The following is a 12,791-nucleotide window of genomic DNA, read 5'->3' as shown; positions in this document are numbered from 1 at the left end:
AGAAGTGAAGATGTCAGGGCCGCTGTGCGGACATCAACACGCGGTCCCTGTTCAGGACAGGGCGGTGCTTACAGCCTGGGTGGGCGACGGCCTGGGGGAATCGCGATCAGGCCCAAGGAACACCGAGATGAGTCTTCAACAATTGCAATGACCAGTGACGTGGTCACTGAGGTAAGGCCAGGTGGGTGCCTTGGGGTGCCGGTGGCATCCGGCAGTCGCTGCAAGGGAACCGGACGCCACGTTGTCGAATGTGCGCCCTCAGGCGAAGTCCGCTGCGGTGATGCCGTCGGGGTGCCCGGGGGGCCACTGCACCAACTCGATCCGGCGACTGCCGAGGGTTGCTGGGCGATCGAATTCAGCTGCTCGATGTTGATGGCGTCGGTGAAGTGGGCGTCCTGCGCCGGAAGTATCGGGTGCCCCAGTTACCCCGTGTGGTTCGTCGGCCGTCGAAGCACGTCTCTGATTCGCCACCACAGCTTGCGGGCCCGCGAATCTTCAGTGGAGTAGGTGGCTTTGAATCTGATGTCGTCCGCTGTGCGCCCCAGCGGCGTGCCTTCGGGCGAGTACCGGGCAGGGGGCTGCTCGACCATGAGTCTCTCCCACCGATACGGGGACCTGGTCCCGCATCATTTGCTGAGTTCACTGTTGGAGTGGGTCTTCGGGCCCGGCCGATGCCGATGGCGCAGCGCGTACCTCACAAGGTACTAGGTGGGTGCTCAACGAGGCTGACCAGTACCCAAGAGACCGGTACCAGGCACTTCAAAGGCATCCGAGCCAAGCAGTTGCTGTGGCTCCGGCGTTCCCGAGGTGCCCCGCTACGCGGGCGCGGAAGCGGGCGCGGGCGCGAGACAAGGCCACTGCCTCTTGACCCTTACGCGGCGTCAGGCTGCAGAGTCGGTGTCGTGGAGGATCACTGGACTGTGGGACAAGTGGCCGAGCTGGTCGGGGTGAGCGTCCGTACCTTGCATCACTATGACGCGATCAGGCTCGTTCGGCCGTCGGCGCGGACTGCGGCGGGCTACCGGGTGTATTCGGCACGCGACGTCGTACGGCTGCGGGAGGTACTGGCCTATCGGCGGCTGGGCTTCGGGCTGAGGGAGATTGCGGAGCTGGTCGACGCCCCGTCCGCCGACACGGTCGCGCACCTGCGCCGACTGCGCGGTCTGCTGCTGGAGCAGCGTGATCGCGCTGATGCCATGGTGGCGGCCATCGACAGGGAACTCCAGGCACGGGCGAAGGGACTGAAGGTGGCACCGGAAGAACAGCTCGCGATGCTGGGTACAGGGCTGTACGACGCGATCGGTAGCGGCTATGCCACGTCGCGGCGTACCGAGCCGCGGATCGCCGCTCAGATCTGGGACGCGCTCGGGGATGCGCAGACAGTGCTCAACGTCGGAGCGGGCACCGGCTCCTACGAACCCGACGATCGCGAAGTGACCGCGGTCGAGCCGTCGGCGGTCATGCGGGCACAGCGGCCCGCCGGCTCGGCACCCTGCATGGCCGCTGCCGCGGAGAGCCTGCCCTTCGAGGACCAGTCGTTCCACGTCGCGATGGCCGTCTCGACCGTTCACCACTGGCAGGACCCGATAGTTGGGCTGCGCGAGATGCGGCGCGTGGCCTGCCGCGTGGTGGTCCTCACGTTCGACACGGACGAGCCCGCATGGCAGAACCGGTTCTGGCTCACCCGTGACTACCTGCCTCAATTCGCCGCCGCCCTCGCGGAGTTCCCCTCTCTTGCCGTGATGGCCGATGCGATCGGCGCCCGCGCTGAGCCGGTGCCCGTCCCGTGGGACTGCGCCGACGGCCTCTTCGAGGCGTACTGGCGCCGTCCGCAGGCGTATCTGGAGGCACGCGTGCGCCGCGCCATGTCGGTGTGGGCTCGGGTCGGGCAGGAGGCCGAGCAGAGGGCGATACGACGCCTCCGCGACGACCTTGACTCCGGCACGTGGGAAGAGCGCAACGGCGACCTCGTCGACCTCGACGCGGCTGACCTCGGCCTCCGCCTGCTCGTTGCGTGAGTCGGCACGGCGTGACGCCGGCCGTGGAGTTCACCGGGCAGCGTGGCCTCGGACGGTGTCGCGGAAGCCGATCGGGGTCTGTCCCGTGCGCCGGCAGAAGTACTTGCTGAAGTGGGTCGCGCTGGGGAAGCCGAGGTGGTCGGCGATGCGGGCAGCGGTCTGGTCGGTGTGGGCCAGCAGGCGTTTGGCTTCGAGGACGACACGGCGGTCGATGAACTCCTTGGCGCCGAGGCCGGACGCGGCGAGGGTGGCTCGGGAGAGGGTGCGGGCCGAGTAGCCGAGGGCGCCGGCGTAGTCCTCCACGCGGCGGGTGCGGGTGAAGTCCGTCTCCACGGCGTCGCGGAAGCTCAGGTAGGTGGGGTTGGGTTCGGGGGCGGGCGTGCCGGCCGGCACCGTGAGATGAGTGAGGCGCAGAACGAGGACGGACAGCAGGTGGCGCAGAGCCGCGGTGTGGATCTCCAGCGGCAGTTGCCCGAGTGCGTGGAACTCTGCGGTGAGATGGTCGGCGGCCATGCCGAGGGCTGCGGCGTCCTCGGGCAGCGGGCGGTGAAGGGCCGTCCGCAGGGAGTCCCTTCCGGTGGCGGTAGCGGTGACGGTGGCCGGGTCGAGGAAGTCCTGCTGGAACAGGATCAGGGTGCCCTCGGCGTGGGTGAGGTCGCCCCACTGCTGGACCTGGCCGGGGCGTACCCAGAGCCAGGAACCGGGATCGAGGGCGAGGTCCGCGAAGTCGACCGTGTGCCGGAGGGTGCCCTCGGTGAGCGTGAGCAGGTGGTGGAAGTCCGGGCGCTGGGGGAGCGCGAGCTGCCTGGTCGGCACGCGGCGGCGCAGGTCGGCGAGCGAGAGGACCTCGACCCCCGCGGGCGTCCCCACCGGCGCGACGAAGGGGATCTCGGGGATCTTCCGGGCGTCATCATGTCGGATTTTGGCCATCACTGGTCGCGAGCGTATCAGTGTCTTGCTGCTCAGCGGGCTTAGCTTGGAGGTGTCGCTCTTCCGGTGCGACGGATCTGTCGGAAAGTCGTCATGAAGGGCGATCGCGGCGTCTGCGTGAACAGGTCCAGCTCACCGACACGCGTGACTGCCGGAGCGATCGGCCACCGCGTCTTTTCCGGCCCCCCACCTCACCCCTTCCCTGCTGTCCGCGAGGAGATCTCCATGAGCAACGCCAAGAACATCGTCGTGACCGCCGCAGCCGAGTTGTTCGGCAAGAAGGACCCGGCTGCGGTCGATCGCTGGGTGGCCGCCGACTACACCCAGCACAGCGCCCTGGCCGCCGACGGCCCCGACGCCCTGCGCCAGTTGGTCGCCGGCCTCGGTGACGATTTCCGCTACGACGGCGCCCGCGTCCTTGCCGACGGCGACCTTGTCGCCCTGCACGGCACCTACCACGGTTTCGGGCCCGAGCCGTTGGTCGGTTTCGACCTCTTCCGCGTGGACGGCGACGGCAAGCTGGCCGAGCACTGGGACGCCCTGACCCCGCGGGTCGAGAACACGGTCTCGGGCCGCTCGCAGACGGACGGCCCTACCGAGATCACCGACCCGGACAAGACCGAGGCCAACCGCGCGCTGGTCACCGAGTTCGCCCAGAAGGTCCTGGTCGGCGCCGACTACTCCGTGCTCACCGACTACATCTCGATCGAGACCTATGCCCAGCACAACCCGGAGGCCGCCGACGGGCTGGACGGGTTCGGTGCCGCTGCCGCGAAGTGGGCCGAGCAGGGCAAGACGCTGGCCTACGCGAAGGTCCACCAGGTCGTCGCCGAGGGCGAGTTCGTCCTGCTGCAGTCCGAGGGAACCCTCGGGGTCCCGGTGGCGTACTACGACCTGTTCCGTGTCCAGGACGGCAAGATCGTTGAGCACTGGGATGCCATTGCCCCCGCCCCGGCCGAGCTGCCGCACGGCAACGGCTTGTTCTGACCGGCCCCGCCGCGCACCCCCGCAGGAGACATCAGTGCCCGCCGCCGCGCACCCCCGGCAGGAGACATCCGTGCCCGCCGCCATGCCCCTCGCCGCCTACCGCAACCAGATCGCCCTGGACGCACCCCTCCCGCCTGTCCCGACCGCCTCCGCTCACGAGGAGCGCACCGGCCTGGTCCGGAACGCGCTGCGTCTACTCGCCGACGACCCGGCCTGGGCACGCCTCGGGCTGCGGGCGAGGGACGCCGACCGTGTCGATGACGCGCGGGCCCGACGGCTCCTGCGCGCGGTCCTGACCGTCCGCGACCCGGGCCCGCTTCCCGAGGAGACGACTCGGGCGCTGGACGCCCTCCTGGCCGGCGAGCGGCTTGCCCGACCCCTCACACAGGCGACCCAACTGCCCCTGCTGGCCGACGAATTCCGCCGCACGACCTACCCCGCGGCCGGCCACACCGTCCTCTGGCAGGGCGACATCACCACCCTCGGCGCGGACGCGATCGTGAACGCCGCCAACAGCGCCCTGCTCGGCTGCTTCCTCCCAATGCACCCCTGCCTCGACAACGCCATCCACAGCGCCGCCGGCCCGCGCCTGCGCGAGGACTGCGACACGGTCATGTCCCTGCAGGGCCGCCCTGCGGAACCGACGGGGACCGCCAAGATCACTCGCGGCTAGCGCCGCCGCCGGATACGACTACGGCGACGCGGACCGCTTCCGGGAACTCTTCCCCGCCCTGCACCGGCTCGGCCTGCGCTCCCGCTACATGGTCGGCGTGCCACTGCCCCCGGCCGTGCTGTGGGGTTACTGGGCGGTCCACATCGACGACATCCGCTACGATCCCGCTCCGAACCCCCTCTATCAGAGGCTGCGCGGGCTGGTGGGAGACATGGACCACTGGGTGATGACCTCCAACGTGGACGCCCTGTTCGCGCGCAACGGCTTCGCCCCGGACCGCGTCTTCACCCCGCAGGGCGATTACGGCCGCTACCAGTGCACCACGCCCTGTACACCGGAAACCTGGGACAGCAGACCACTCGTCGAACGCCTCCTCGCCGCCTACGACCCGGCCACGGGTGCCGTCACCGACTCCCGGGCGCTGCCGCACTGCCCGAACTGCGGCGGCGAGGTCGAGATCAATGTCCGTGTCGGCCCCGAGTTCATCGACGCCCTCTACCGTCCCGCCGGCGCCCGTCTCCAGGAATGGCTGAGCGCGTCTGCGTCCGACACCCGTCTGCTCATCCTGGAACTCGGCGCCGGCTTCAACACGCCCGGCGTCGTCCGGTGGCCCGGCGAACACCTCACCCGCCATCTCCCCTGCGCGCGCCTCATACGCGTCAATCCCGCCCACCCGGAAGTCCCCGCCGACCTGGCCGACCGGGCCCTGCCCGTCCCCGCCGACGCCCAACACCTGCTCGACGCACTCGACGCGCCCCACCCGGCGCCCAAACCCACGGTGACCCCATGAGCGACCCCCAGCAGAACAAGGCCACAGCCAAAGCCTTCTACGACCTGATGTTCAACCAGTGCCGACCTGCCGAGGCGATCGAGCGCCACGCGGGTGACACCTACATCCAGCACAACCCGCACGTCGCCGACGGCAAGCAGGCGTTCATCGACTACTTCGACCGCATGGCCGCCGAGTATCCCGGCAAAAGGGTCGAGTTCAAGCGCGCCTTCGCGGAAGGCGACCACGTCATCCTGCACTGCCACCAGACCTGGCCCGACGAGGAGTACGCGGGCATCGACATCTTTCGCTTCGATGCCAACGGCAAGATCGTCGAGCACTGGGACGTCCTCCAGGTCATCCCGGCCACCTCGAACAACGACAACACCATGTTCTGACCAGGCTCCGGCCGTCGGACAGCGCCAACGCTCCGAGACGACTCACCCGCGACTACCTGTGCGCCGAAGTCTCCTCCCGTGGCGGCGCTGTCGAGGCGCGTACCACGAGTTCGGTGGCGAGTTCGATGTGGTGGGACTCGACCTTCTCGCCGTTGGCCAGTCGGAGGGCCGTGCGCAGGGCGGCACCGCCCATCTCTCGCAGGGGCTGGCGCACGGTGGTCAGTGGTGGTGAGGCCATCTGGGCGAGGCTCGTGTCGTCGAAGCCGACCACGCTCAGGTCTTCGGGGATGCGCAGTCCTCGGGCGCGGGCGGCCTCCATGGCACCGAGCGCGATCTCGTCGTTGCCCGCGAAGACCGCCGTTGGCGGCACCTCAAGGTCCAGCAGCGCCGCGGCGCCGAGCAGGCCGGTCTCGTACGTGAATTCTCCGGGCCGGACGTAGGCGTCGCGTACCGGCGCTCCTGCCGCCTCCATCGCCGCGCGGTAGCCGTGCATGCGTGCTTGGTTGCATACGGCCATGGTGGGTCCGCCGAGATAGGCGACGCGGCGGTGGCCGAGGGAGAGCAGGTGCTGGGTCGCGGCCAGGCCGCCGGCGAAGTTGGTCGCCCCGACGCTGTTGACCCGGCTGTCCGGGAGGTGCAGTGGGTCGAGCACCACCAGCGGCAGCCCGGCCCGGGCCAGCTCGTTCAGGTGCGCCGCGGTGTACACGCTGGTGATCGCGATGACGGCGCGGCGCCCGGCCGAGACCAGGTCCCGGGCCCAGTGAGGCGCGTGGGAGGCCTTGCTGATCACCACCGAGGCCCCCAACTCGGCCGCGGAGTCGATGATGCCTTCCAGTGTCTCGGCCACGTACGACTTGAGGCCACCCTGGAACTGCACCTCGATGGCCGGGCTTTCGACGGATTCGGTGTGCCGGAACACGGGCGCGAGGTACTGGTGCTGGTGCAGCAGTTCCTGTACCCGGGCGCGGGTCTGCGGCGCCACGTCACCGCGATCGTTGACCACTTTGGACACGGTCGCGACGGAGACCCCAGCCGCTTGGGCGATGTCCGCCAAAGTGGTGCGTCTGGCGTTCCGTGCCATCGGTTCCTCCCCGTTGTACGTCCACCGGTGTGCTGAGCCGCCGGGTGCACCGGCAACGCTGGTGGAACCGGTCAACCGTACGGCAACCGGACACCGAGACCGTCGGGTGCCCGGACGGCGGGGAATCTGCTCCCGCGGCACCCAGCGGCTGCTGAGCTGCGTCGGCCGTTCTCTCATCCCTGCATACTTCGAAAACGTTTCGATCTCTTGCTGAGGCCTCCTGGGGGTCGTTGCCGCCCGACAGTACCCAGCTGTTGGCCGCACCACAACGTCCCTGCACATGTCTTGACAGGGTGTCAGTTCGAAACCTAATTTGCACAAACGGAGCTAGAAGACGACCATTTCGAAAACCTTTCGCCCTGACTCACGAGAAGCCGACGGCTCTCGAGTGCGGAGAAAAACATGGCGCTCTCCCGACGTACCCTCCTCGGCCTGGCTGCCGGCGTACCGGTCTCCGCGGCGCTGGCGGCCTGCGGCTCGTCCGGTCCCAGCAAGGGCGGCGGTGGGGCCACGTACTGGTACTTGAACGGCCAGCCGCAGGAAGGCGTCAGGGCCGGCGCGGTGGACGCGTTCAACAAGGCCCACCCCAAGGAGCAGATCAAGGACACCACCTTCCAGAACGACGCGTACAAGACAAAGATCAAGACCGCCATCGGCGCCGGGCAGGCGCCCACCATCATCTGGGGCTGGGGCGGCGGGACGCTGCGCACCTATGTGGAAGCGGGCCAGGTCGAGGACCTCACCTCGTGGTTCGGCGAGCACTCCGATGTCAAGAAGCGGCTGTTCCCGTCCTCGTTCGGGGCGGCAACCGTCAACGGCAAGATCTACGCGATGCCGTGTGAGGCGGTGCAGCCGATCATCCTCTACTACAACAAGAAGGTCTTCGAGAGGGTCGGCGTGAAACCGCCGAAGTCCTGGGACGACATCATGGCGCTGGTGCCCAAGTTCAACGCGAAGGGCATAGCGCCGTTCTCCCTCGGCGGCCAGTCCCGGTGGACGAACATGATGTGGCTGGAGTTCCTCTTCGACCGCATCGGCGGTCCCGAGGTGTTCCAGGCCATCATCGAGGGCGAGAAGAACGCCTGGTCCAACCCGGACGCCATCACCGCGCTGACCAAGGTGCAGGACCTGGTCAAAGCCCACGGGTTCGTCAAGGGATTCTCCTCGATCACCGCGGACTCCAACGCCGACCAGGCGCTCCTGTACACCGGCAGGGCGGCGATGATGCTGCACGGCGCCTGGTCGTACGGCATCCAGAAGGCCGACGGCGGGGACTTCGTCTCCAGCGGCGCGCTGGGCTACATGACCTTCCCGCCCGTCGAGGGCGGCAAGGGCGATCCGAGCGACACCGTCGGCAACCCCGCGCAGTACCTGTCCATCTCCTCGAAGGCCGGCGCCGAGCAGAAGAAGGTGGCCAAGGACTTCTTCGCCACGGGTGTCCTCCAGGACGAGGAGGTGAAGAAGTGGATCGACACCGGGTCGGTTCCGATCCGGCTGGGCACCGAGAAGCTGCTGGCAGCCTCGAAGAGCTCCGACTTCCTGCAGTTCACCTACGACATCGCCAGCAAGGCCAAGGTGTTCGGTCAGTCCTGGGACCAGGCGCTCAGCCCGACGGCCGCCGAGACGCTGCTGGACAACATCGTCAAGTTGTTCCAACTGTCCATCTCGCCAGAGCAGTTCGCCCGTAACCTCAACGCGGTCACCGCCAAATGAGCGCACTCACCGCCCAACCGCCGCGTCGCGAACCGCGCAGCATCCTGCCTTGGCTGGCGACGCCGGCGCTGGTGGTCTTCGTCGGCTTCGCCGTGATCCCGCTCGTCGGTGTCTTCGCGCTGAGCTTCACCACGTGGGACGGGATCGGCGCCATCCGCTCGTCAGGGCTGACCAGTTGGCGTTCGGTGCTCACCAACCCCGGGCTGCCGCACGCCCTCTTGGTGACGTTCCTGGTGATGGCCGTGTCCTGGGCCGTCCAGACGCCGCTGAGTATCCTGCTCGGCACGTTCCTGGCGGGCCGCCAGCGCTACCGCGCGGTGCTGGGCGTGGTGTACTTCATCCCGCTGATGCTCAGCTCCGCGGCGATCGCGATCGCCTACAAGGCCCTGCTGGACCCCAACTTCGGGCTCGGCGCCGGACTCAAGATCCAGCTGCTCAGCCAGGACTGGCTGGGGCGGCCCGGGCTCGCGTTCGGGGTCGTCGTCTTCGTCGTCTCCTGGCAGTTCATCCCGTTCCACTCGCTGATCTACCAGGGCGGTGTCCAGCAGATCCCGAAGTCCCTGTACGAGGCCGCTCAGTTGGACGGAGCCGGACGGATCCGGCAGTTCTTCAGCATCACGCTGCCCCAGCTGAAATACACCATCATCACCTCGTCCACGCTGATGGTGGTCGGCTCGCTGACCTTCTTCGACCTCATCTTCATCCTGACCGAAGGCGGCCCCGGCGACGCCACCCGCGTCCTCGCACTGGACATGTACAAGCGGGGATTCCAGGCCAGCCTGATGGGACCGGCCAGCGCCATCGCGGTCATCCTGGTCCTGGTGGGCCTCGCCCTCGCCCTGCTGCTGCGCCGGCTCGGCGGCCGGGACGCCGGAGCGAGCCAACTCGAGGGGGTCTGAAGTGACCACCACACTGACCGAGCCGCGACGACCGCAGAAGGCCACCCACCAGGAACGGCAGCGCCGCTCCCGTCAGGCGACCCGCAGGCGTAACTGGGCCGGTGGCCTGGCCGGATGGCTCTGGCTCGCCGTCGTCGCCGTACCGCTGTACTGGACGCTCATCACCAGCCTCAAGATGCAGAGCCGCTACTACGCGAGCAACCCGCTGGTGCCTTCGAGCGACCCCACTTTGGACAACTACCGTCTGGTCATCGACTCCGACTTCCTGCGCTACTTCGTGAACAGCGTCGTCGTCACCGCCGGCGCCGTCGTGCCGGCCGTCGTGGTCTCGTTCATGGCCGCCTACGCGATCGTCCGCGGCTGGCGCATGCGGGTCCTGCGCGCGATGAACGGGCTGTTCCTCATGGGCCTGGCCATCCCGCTGCAGGCGACGGTGATCCCGGTCTACCTGATCATCATCAAGCTGCACCTGTACGACAGCCTGCTGGCGCTGATCCTCCCCTCGATCGCCTTCGCCATCCCGCTGTCGGTCCTGGTGCTCACCAACTTCATCCGAGACGTGCCCAAAGAACTGTTCGACTCGATGCGGGTCGACGGCGCCGGCGAATGGACGACCCTGTGGCGGCTGGCGGCGCCGCTCACCCGACCGGCCATCCTCACCGTGACCATCTTCAACGCACTGACCATCTGGAACGGATTCCTGCTGCCTCTGGTCCTCACACAGAGCCCTGAGCGCCGGACCCTGCCGCTCGCCCTGTGGACCTTCCAGGGCCAGTACGGGGTCAACGTCCCCGCCGTTCTGGCCGCCGTCGTCCTCACCACACTGCCCGTCCTGGTCCTGTACGCGTTCGGCCGCCGCCAACTGCTGAGCGGTCTGACCGCCGGATTCAGCCGCTGATCGACGCCGACGCCGACGGAGGAAAGTGAACGCCAACGTGGCCGTAGACAACACCCGCGTCATCCCTCTCTGGAACGACCCCACCCTTCCCGTCACCACGAGAGTCGACGCCCTGATCGACGCGATGACACTCCAGGAGAAGACCGCCCAGCTGTACGGCGTGTGGGTGGGCGCCTCCGACCAGGGCGGTGAAGTGGCCCCCCACCAACACGACATGGAGGACGCCGTCGATCTCGACGCACTCCTGCCCACCGGACTGGGTCAGCTGACCCGGCCCTTCGGCACCGTCCCCGTCGACCCCGCCCTGGGCGCGCTCTCCCTGGCCCGCACCCAGACCCGCATCGCCGCCACGAACCGGTTCGCCATCCCCGCTCTCGCACACGACGAGTGCCTGGCGGGCTTCGCCGCCTGGGGCGCGACGGCCTACCCCGTTCCGCTGTCCTGGGGCGCCACCTTCGATCCGGACACGGTGCGGCGCATGGCCGCCGCCATCGGGCGTGACATGCGTGCCGTCGGCGTCCACCAGGGACTCGCCCCCGTCCTGGATGTCGTGCGCGACGCCCGCTGGGGCCGGGTCGAGGAGACCATCGGCGAGGACCCGTACCTCGTCGGCACCATCGGGACGGCCTACGTGCAGGGCCTGGAGTCCGCCGGGATCGTCGCCACCCTCAAGCACTTCGTCGGCTACTCGGCCTCCCGCGCCGGGCGTAACCTCGCCCCCGCTTCCGTGGGCCCGCGTGAGCGCGCCGACGTTCTGCTGCCTCCCTTCGAGATGGCGATCCGTGAAGGCGGCGCCCGGTCGGTGATGAACGCCTACACCGACACCGACGGCATGCCCTCCGCGGCCGACGAGGAACTGCTCACCGGACTCCTGCGCGACACGTGGGGTTTCGACGGCACGGTCGTCGCCGACTACTTCGCCATCGGCTTCCTCAAGACCCTGCACGGCTTGGCAGCCGACTGGGCCGAGGCCGCCGGCACGGCGCTGCACGCGGGCATCGACGTCGAACTGCCCAACGTCAAGACGTACGGCGCACCCCTGACCGAGGCCGTCGCCGACGGCCGTATACCGGAGGCGTCGGTCGACCGCGCCCTGCGCCGGGTACTCACCCAGAAGGTGATGCTCGGCCTGCTCGACAAGGACTGGAACCCCGTACCGGCCGCGCTCGACGGGGCCGACCTGGACGACCCGGCCGGACTGCGCGGTCGCATAGATCTGGACGGGCCCGAGAACCGGGCGCTGGCCCGCACGATCGCCGAGAAGGCGGTCGTCCTGCTCAGCAACGACGGCACCCTGCCGCTAGCGAGACCGCGCCGCATCGCCCTGCTCGGCCCCAACGCCGACGAGCCCACCGCCGTACTGGGCTGCTACTCCTTCCCCCAGCACATCGGCGTCCGCCACCCCGGGACCCCGCTCGGCATCGAACTGCCGACGCTGCGCGACACGCTCGCCGCCGAGTTCCCCGACGCCGAGATCACGGTCGTCCGCGGCACCGGAATCGACGACGGAGATCTCTCCGGCATCCCGGTGGCCGCCCAGGTGGCACGCGAGGCCGACGTCGCCGTGGTGGTGCTCGGCGACCGCGCCGGGCTCTTCGGGCGGGGCACCAGCGGCGAGGGATGCGACGTCGAGACGCTGGCTCTGCCCGGCGCGCAGCAGCACCTGCTCGACGCCCTGCTCGACCAGGAGACGCCCGTGGTCACCGTGCTGCTCGCGGGACGGCCGTACGCGCTGGGCCGCGCGGTGGAGGAGTCCGCCGCGATCGTGCAGTCCTTCTTCCCGGGGGAGGAGGGCACGCACGCGATCGCCGGCGTGCTCAGCGGCCGTACCGATCCCTCCGGACGTCTCCCGGTCAGCGTGCCGCGCGGGCCGGGCTCCCAGCCGGCCACCTACCTCGGGGCGCGGCTCGCGCACGCCAGCGAGGTGTCCAACATCGACCCGACCCCAGCGTTCGCCTTCGGCCACGGCCTGTCCTACACGCGGTTCGACTGGTCAGATCTGACCGTTGACGTCCAGGAGACCGCGACGGACGGCGAGTTCGCCCTCGGCTTCACCGTCCGCAACTCGGGCGAGCGGTCCGGAACCGAGGTCGTCCAGCTCTATCTGCACGACCCCGTCGCCTCCGTCGTCCAGCCGGTGCAGCGCCTCGTCGGCTACACCCGGGTCGAACTCGAGCCGGGCCGAGCCCGCCGCCTCCGTGTCACCATCCCGGCCGACCTCGCATCCTTCACCGGACGCGACGGCCGGCGCGTCGTCGAACCGGGCGAACTGGAGGTGCGGTTGGCCGCATCCAGCGCCGATCCGCGCCTGACGACCAGGGTGACGCTGACCGGAGCCGAGCGCCACGTGGATCACACGCGGCGCTCGCACGCCACATTCGAGCAGGAGCCGATCGCGGTGGCATGAGCCGGGTGTGCGCAGCAC

The 12,791-nt window shown here is 69.0% G+C and carries 11 protein-coding genes; 9 read left to right on the top strand and 2 right to left on the bottom strand.

Annotation, left to right across the window (positions count from 1 at the left end):
• The first annotated feature begins 920 nt into the window (after nt 1–920).
• Nucleotides 921–2,018 (top strand): MerR family transcriptional regulator, encoded by a 1,098-nt coding sequence (locus ACQF4J_RS02515; protein ID WP_427168550.1) that lies wholly within the window; start codon nt 921–923, stop codon nt 2,016–2,018.
• Nucleotides 2,019–2,048: 30 nt separating this feature from the next.
• Here ACQF4J_RS02515 and ACQF4J_RS02510 read toward each other — a convergent pair whose 3' ends face one another.
• Complete coding sequence (locus ACQF4J_RS02510; protein WP_427164389.1) at nt 2,049–2,948, bottom strand: helix-turn-helix transcriptional regulator; 900 nt, start codon at nt 2,946–2,948, stop codon at nt 2,049–2,051.
• A gap of 225 nt (nt 2,949–3,173) precedes the next feature.
• Between ACQF4J_RS02510 and ACQF4J_RS02505 the strand changes: the two genes are divergently transcribed.
• The 4 genes from ACQF4J_RS02505 (at nt 3,174) to ACQF4J_RS02490 (ending at nt 5,775) form a co-directional block, all read left to right on the top strand.
• Nucleotides 3,174–3,935 carry a nuclear transport factor 2 family protein gene (locus tag ACQF4J_RS02505; protein ID WP_427164387.1) on the top strand — a complete coding sequence of 254 codons (762 nt, stop codon included), beginning with the start codon at nt 3,174–3,176 and terminating at the stop codon, nt 3,933–3,935.
• Nucleotides 3,936–3,969: 34 nt separating this feature from the next.
• Nucleotides 3,970–4,608: a macro domain-containing protein gene (locus ACQF4J_RS02500; RefSeq protein WP_427164385.1), complete on the top strand. Its 639-nt coding sequence runs from the start codon at nt 3,970–3,972 to the stop codon at nt 4,606–4,608.
• A 97-nt stretch (nt 4,609–4,705) separates the two neighbouring features.
• Complete coding sequence (locus ACQF4J_RS02495; RefSeq protein WP_427164384.1) at nt 4,706–5,398, top strand: NAD-dependent protein deacetylase of SIR2 family; 693 nt, start codon at nt 4,706–4,708, stop codon at nt 5,396–5,398.
• Nucleotides 5,395–5,775: a nuclear transport factor 2 family protein gene (locus ACQF4J_RS02490; protein ID WP_351567873.1), complete on the top strand. Its 381-nt coding sequence runs from the start codon at nt 5,395–5,397 to the stop codon at nt 5,773–5,775. Before ACQF4J_RS02495 ends, ACQF4J_RS02490 begins: the two co-directional genes overlap by 4 nt.
• Before the next feature lie 52 nt (nt 5,776–5,827).
• On the opposite strand, the gene ACQF4J_RS02485 is transcribed toward ACQF4J_RS02490, so the two are convergent.
• Nucleotides 5,828–6,856 carry a LacI family DNA-binding transcriptional regulator gene (locus ACQF4J_RS02485; RefSeq protein WP_351567875.1) on the bottom strand — a complete coding sequence of 343 codons (1,029 nt, stop codon included), beginning with the start codon at nt 6,854–6,856 and terminating at the stop codon, nt 5,828–5,830.
• A gap of 402 nt (nt 6,857–7,258) precedes the next feature.
• On the opposite strand from ACQF4J_RS02485, the gene ACQF4J_RS02480 reads away from it, so the two are divergent.
• From ACQF4J_RS02480 to ACQF4J_RS02465, 4 genes are read left to right on the top strand one after another with little or no spacing between them, the layout of a single operon-like run.
• Complete coding sequence (locus ACQF4J_RS02480; protein WP_351567878.1) at nt 7,259–8,569, top strand: extracellular solute-binding protein; 1,311 nt, start codon at nt 7,259–7,261, stop codon at nt 8,567–8,569.
• Nucleotides 8,566–9,468: a carbohydrate ABC transporter permease gene (locus tag ACQF4J_RS02475; protein ID WP_427164382.1), complete on the top strand. Its 903-nt coding sequence runs from the start codon at nt 8,566–8,568 to the stop codon at nt 9,466–9,468. The genes ACQF4J_RS02480 and ACQF4J_RS02475 overlap by 4 nt, the downstream gene beginning before the upstream one ends.
• A 1-nt stretch (nt 9,469) precedes the next feature.
• Nucleotides 9,470–10,366 carry a carbohydrate ABC transporter permease gene (locus ACQF4J_RS02470; protein WP_351567884.1) on the top strand — a complete coding sequence of 299 codons (897 nt, stop codon included), beginning with the start codon at nt 9,470–9,472 and terminating at the stop codon, nt 10,364–10,366.
• A 25-nt stretch (nt 10,367–10,391) separates the two neighbouring features.
• On the top strand, nt 10,392–12,773 hold the full coding sequence (locus tag ACQF4J_RS02465; protein ID WP_427164381.1) for a beta-glucosidase family protein: 2,382 nt from the start codon (nt 10,392–10,394) through the stop codon (nt 12,771–12,773).
• Nucleotides 12,774–12,791: the final 18 nt, after the last annotated feature.

The sequence above is a fragment of the Streptomyces sp. C1-1 genome (assembly GCF_050214755.1).
Taxonomy (GTDB): domain Bacteria; phylum Actinomycetota; class Actinomycetes; order Streptomycetales; family Streptomycetaceae; genus Streptomyces.
The sequence above is the reverse complement of the archived record's forward strand: the minus strand, read 5'-3'. Positions and strand labels throughout refer to the sequence as shown.

Coding starts and splice junctions, on each gene's coding strand:
- ACQF4J_RS02510 (WP_427164389.1), bottom strand. CDS start 2,948: ATGGCCAAAATCCGACATGATGACGCCCGGAAGATCCCCGAGATCCCC.
- ACQF4J_RS02505 (WP_427164387.1), top strand. CDS start 3,174: ATGAGCAACGCCAAGAACATCGTCGTGACCGCCGCAGCCGAGTTGTTC.
- ACQF4J_RS02490 (WP_351567873.1), top strand. CDS start 5,395: ATGAGCGACCCCCAGCAGAACAAGGCCACAGCCAAAGCCTTCTACGAC.
- ACQF4J_RS02485 (WP_351567875.1), bottom strand. CDS start 6,856: ATGGCACGGAACGCCAGACGCACCACTTTGGCGGACATCGCCCAAGCG.
- ACQF4J_RS02480 (WP_351567878.1), top strand. CDS start 7,259: ATGGCGCTCTCCCGACGTACCCTCCTCGGCCTGGCTGCCGGCGTACCG.
- ACQF4J_RS02475 (WP_427164382.1), top strand. CDS start 8,566: ATGAGCGCACTCACCGCCCAACCGCCGCGTCGCGAACCGCGCAGCATC.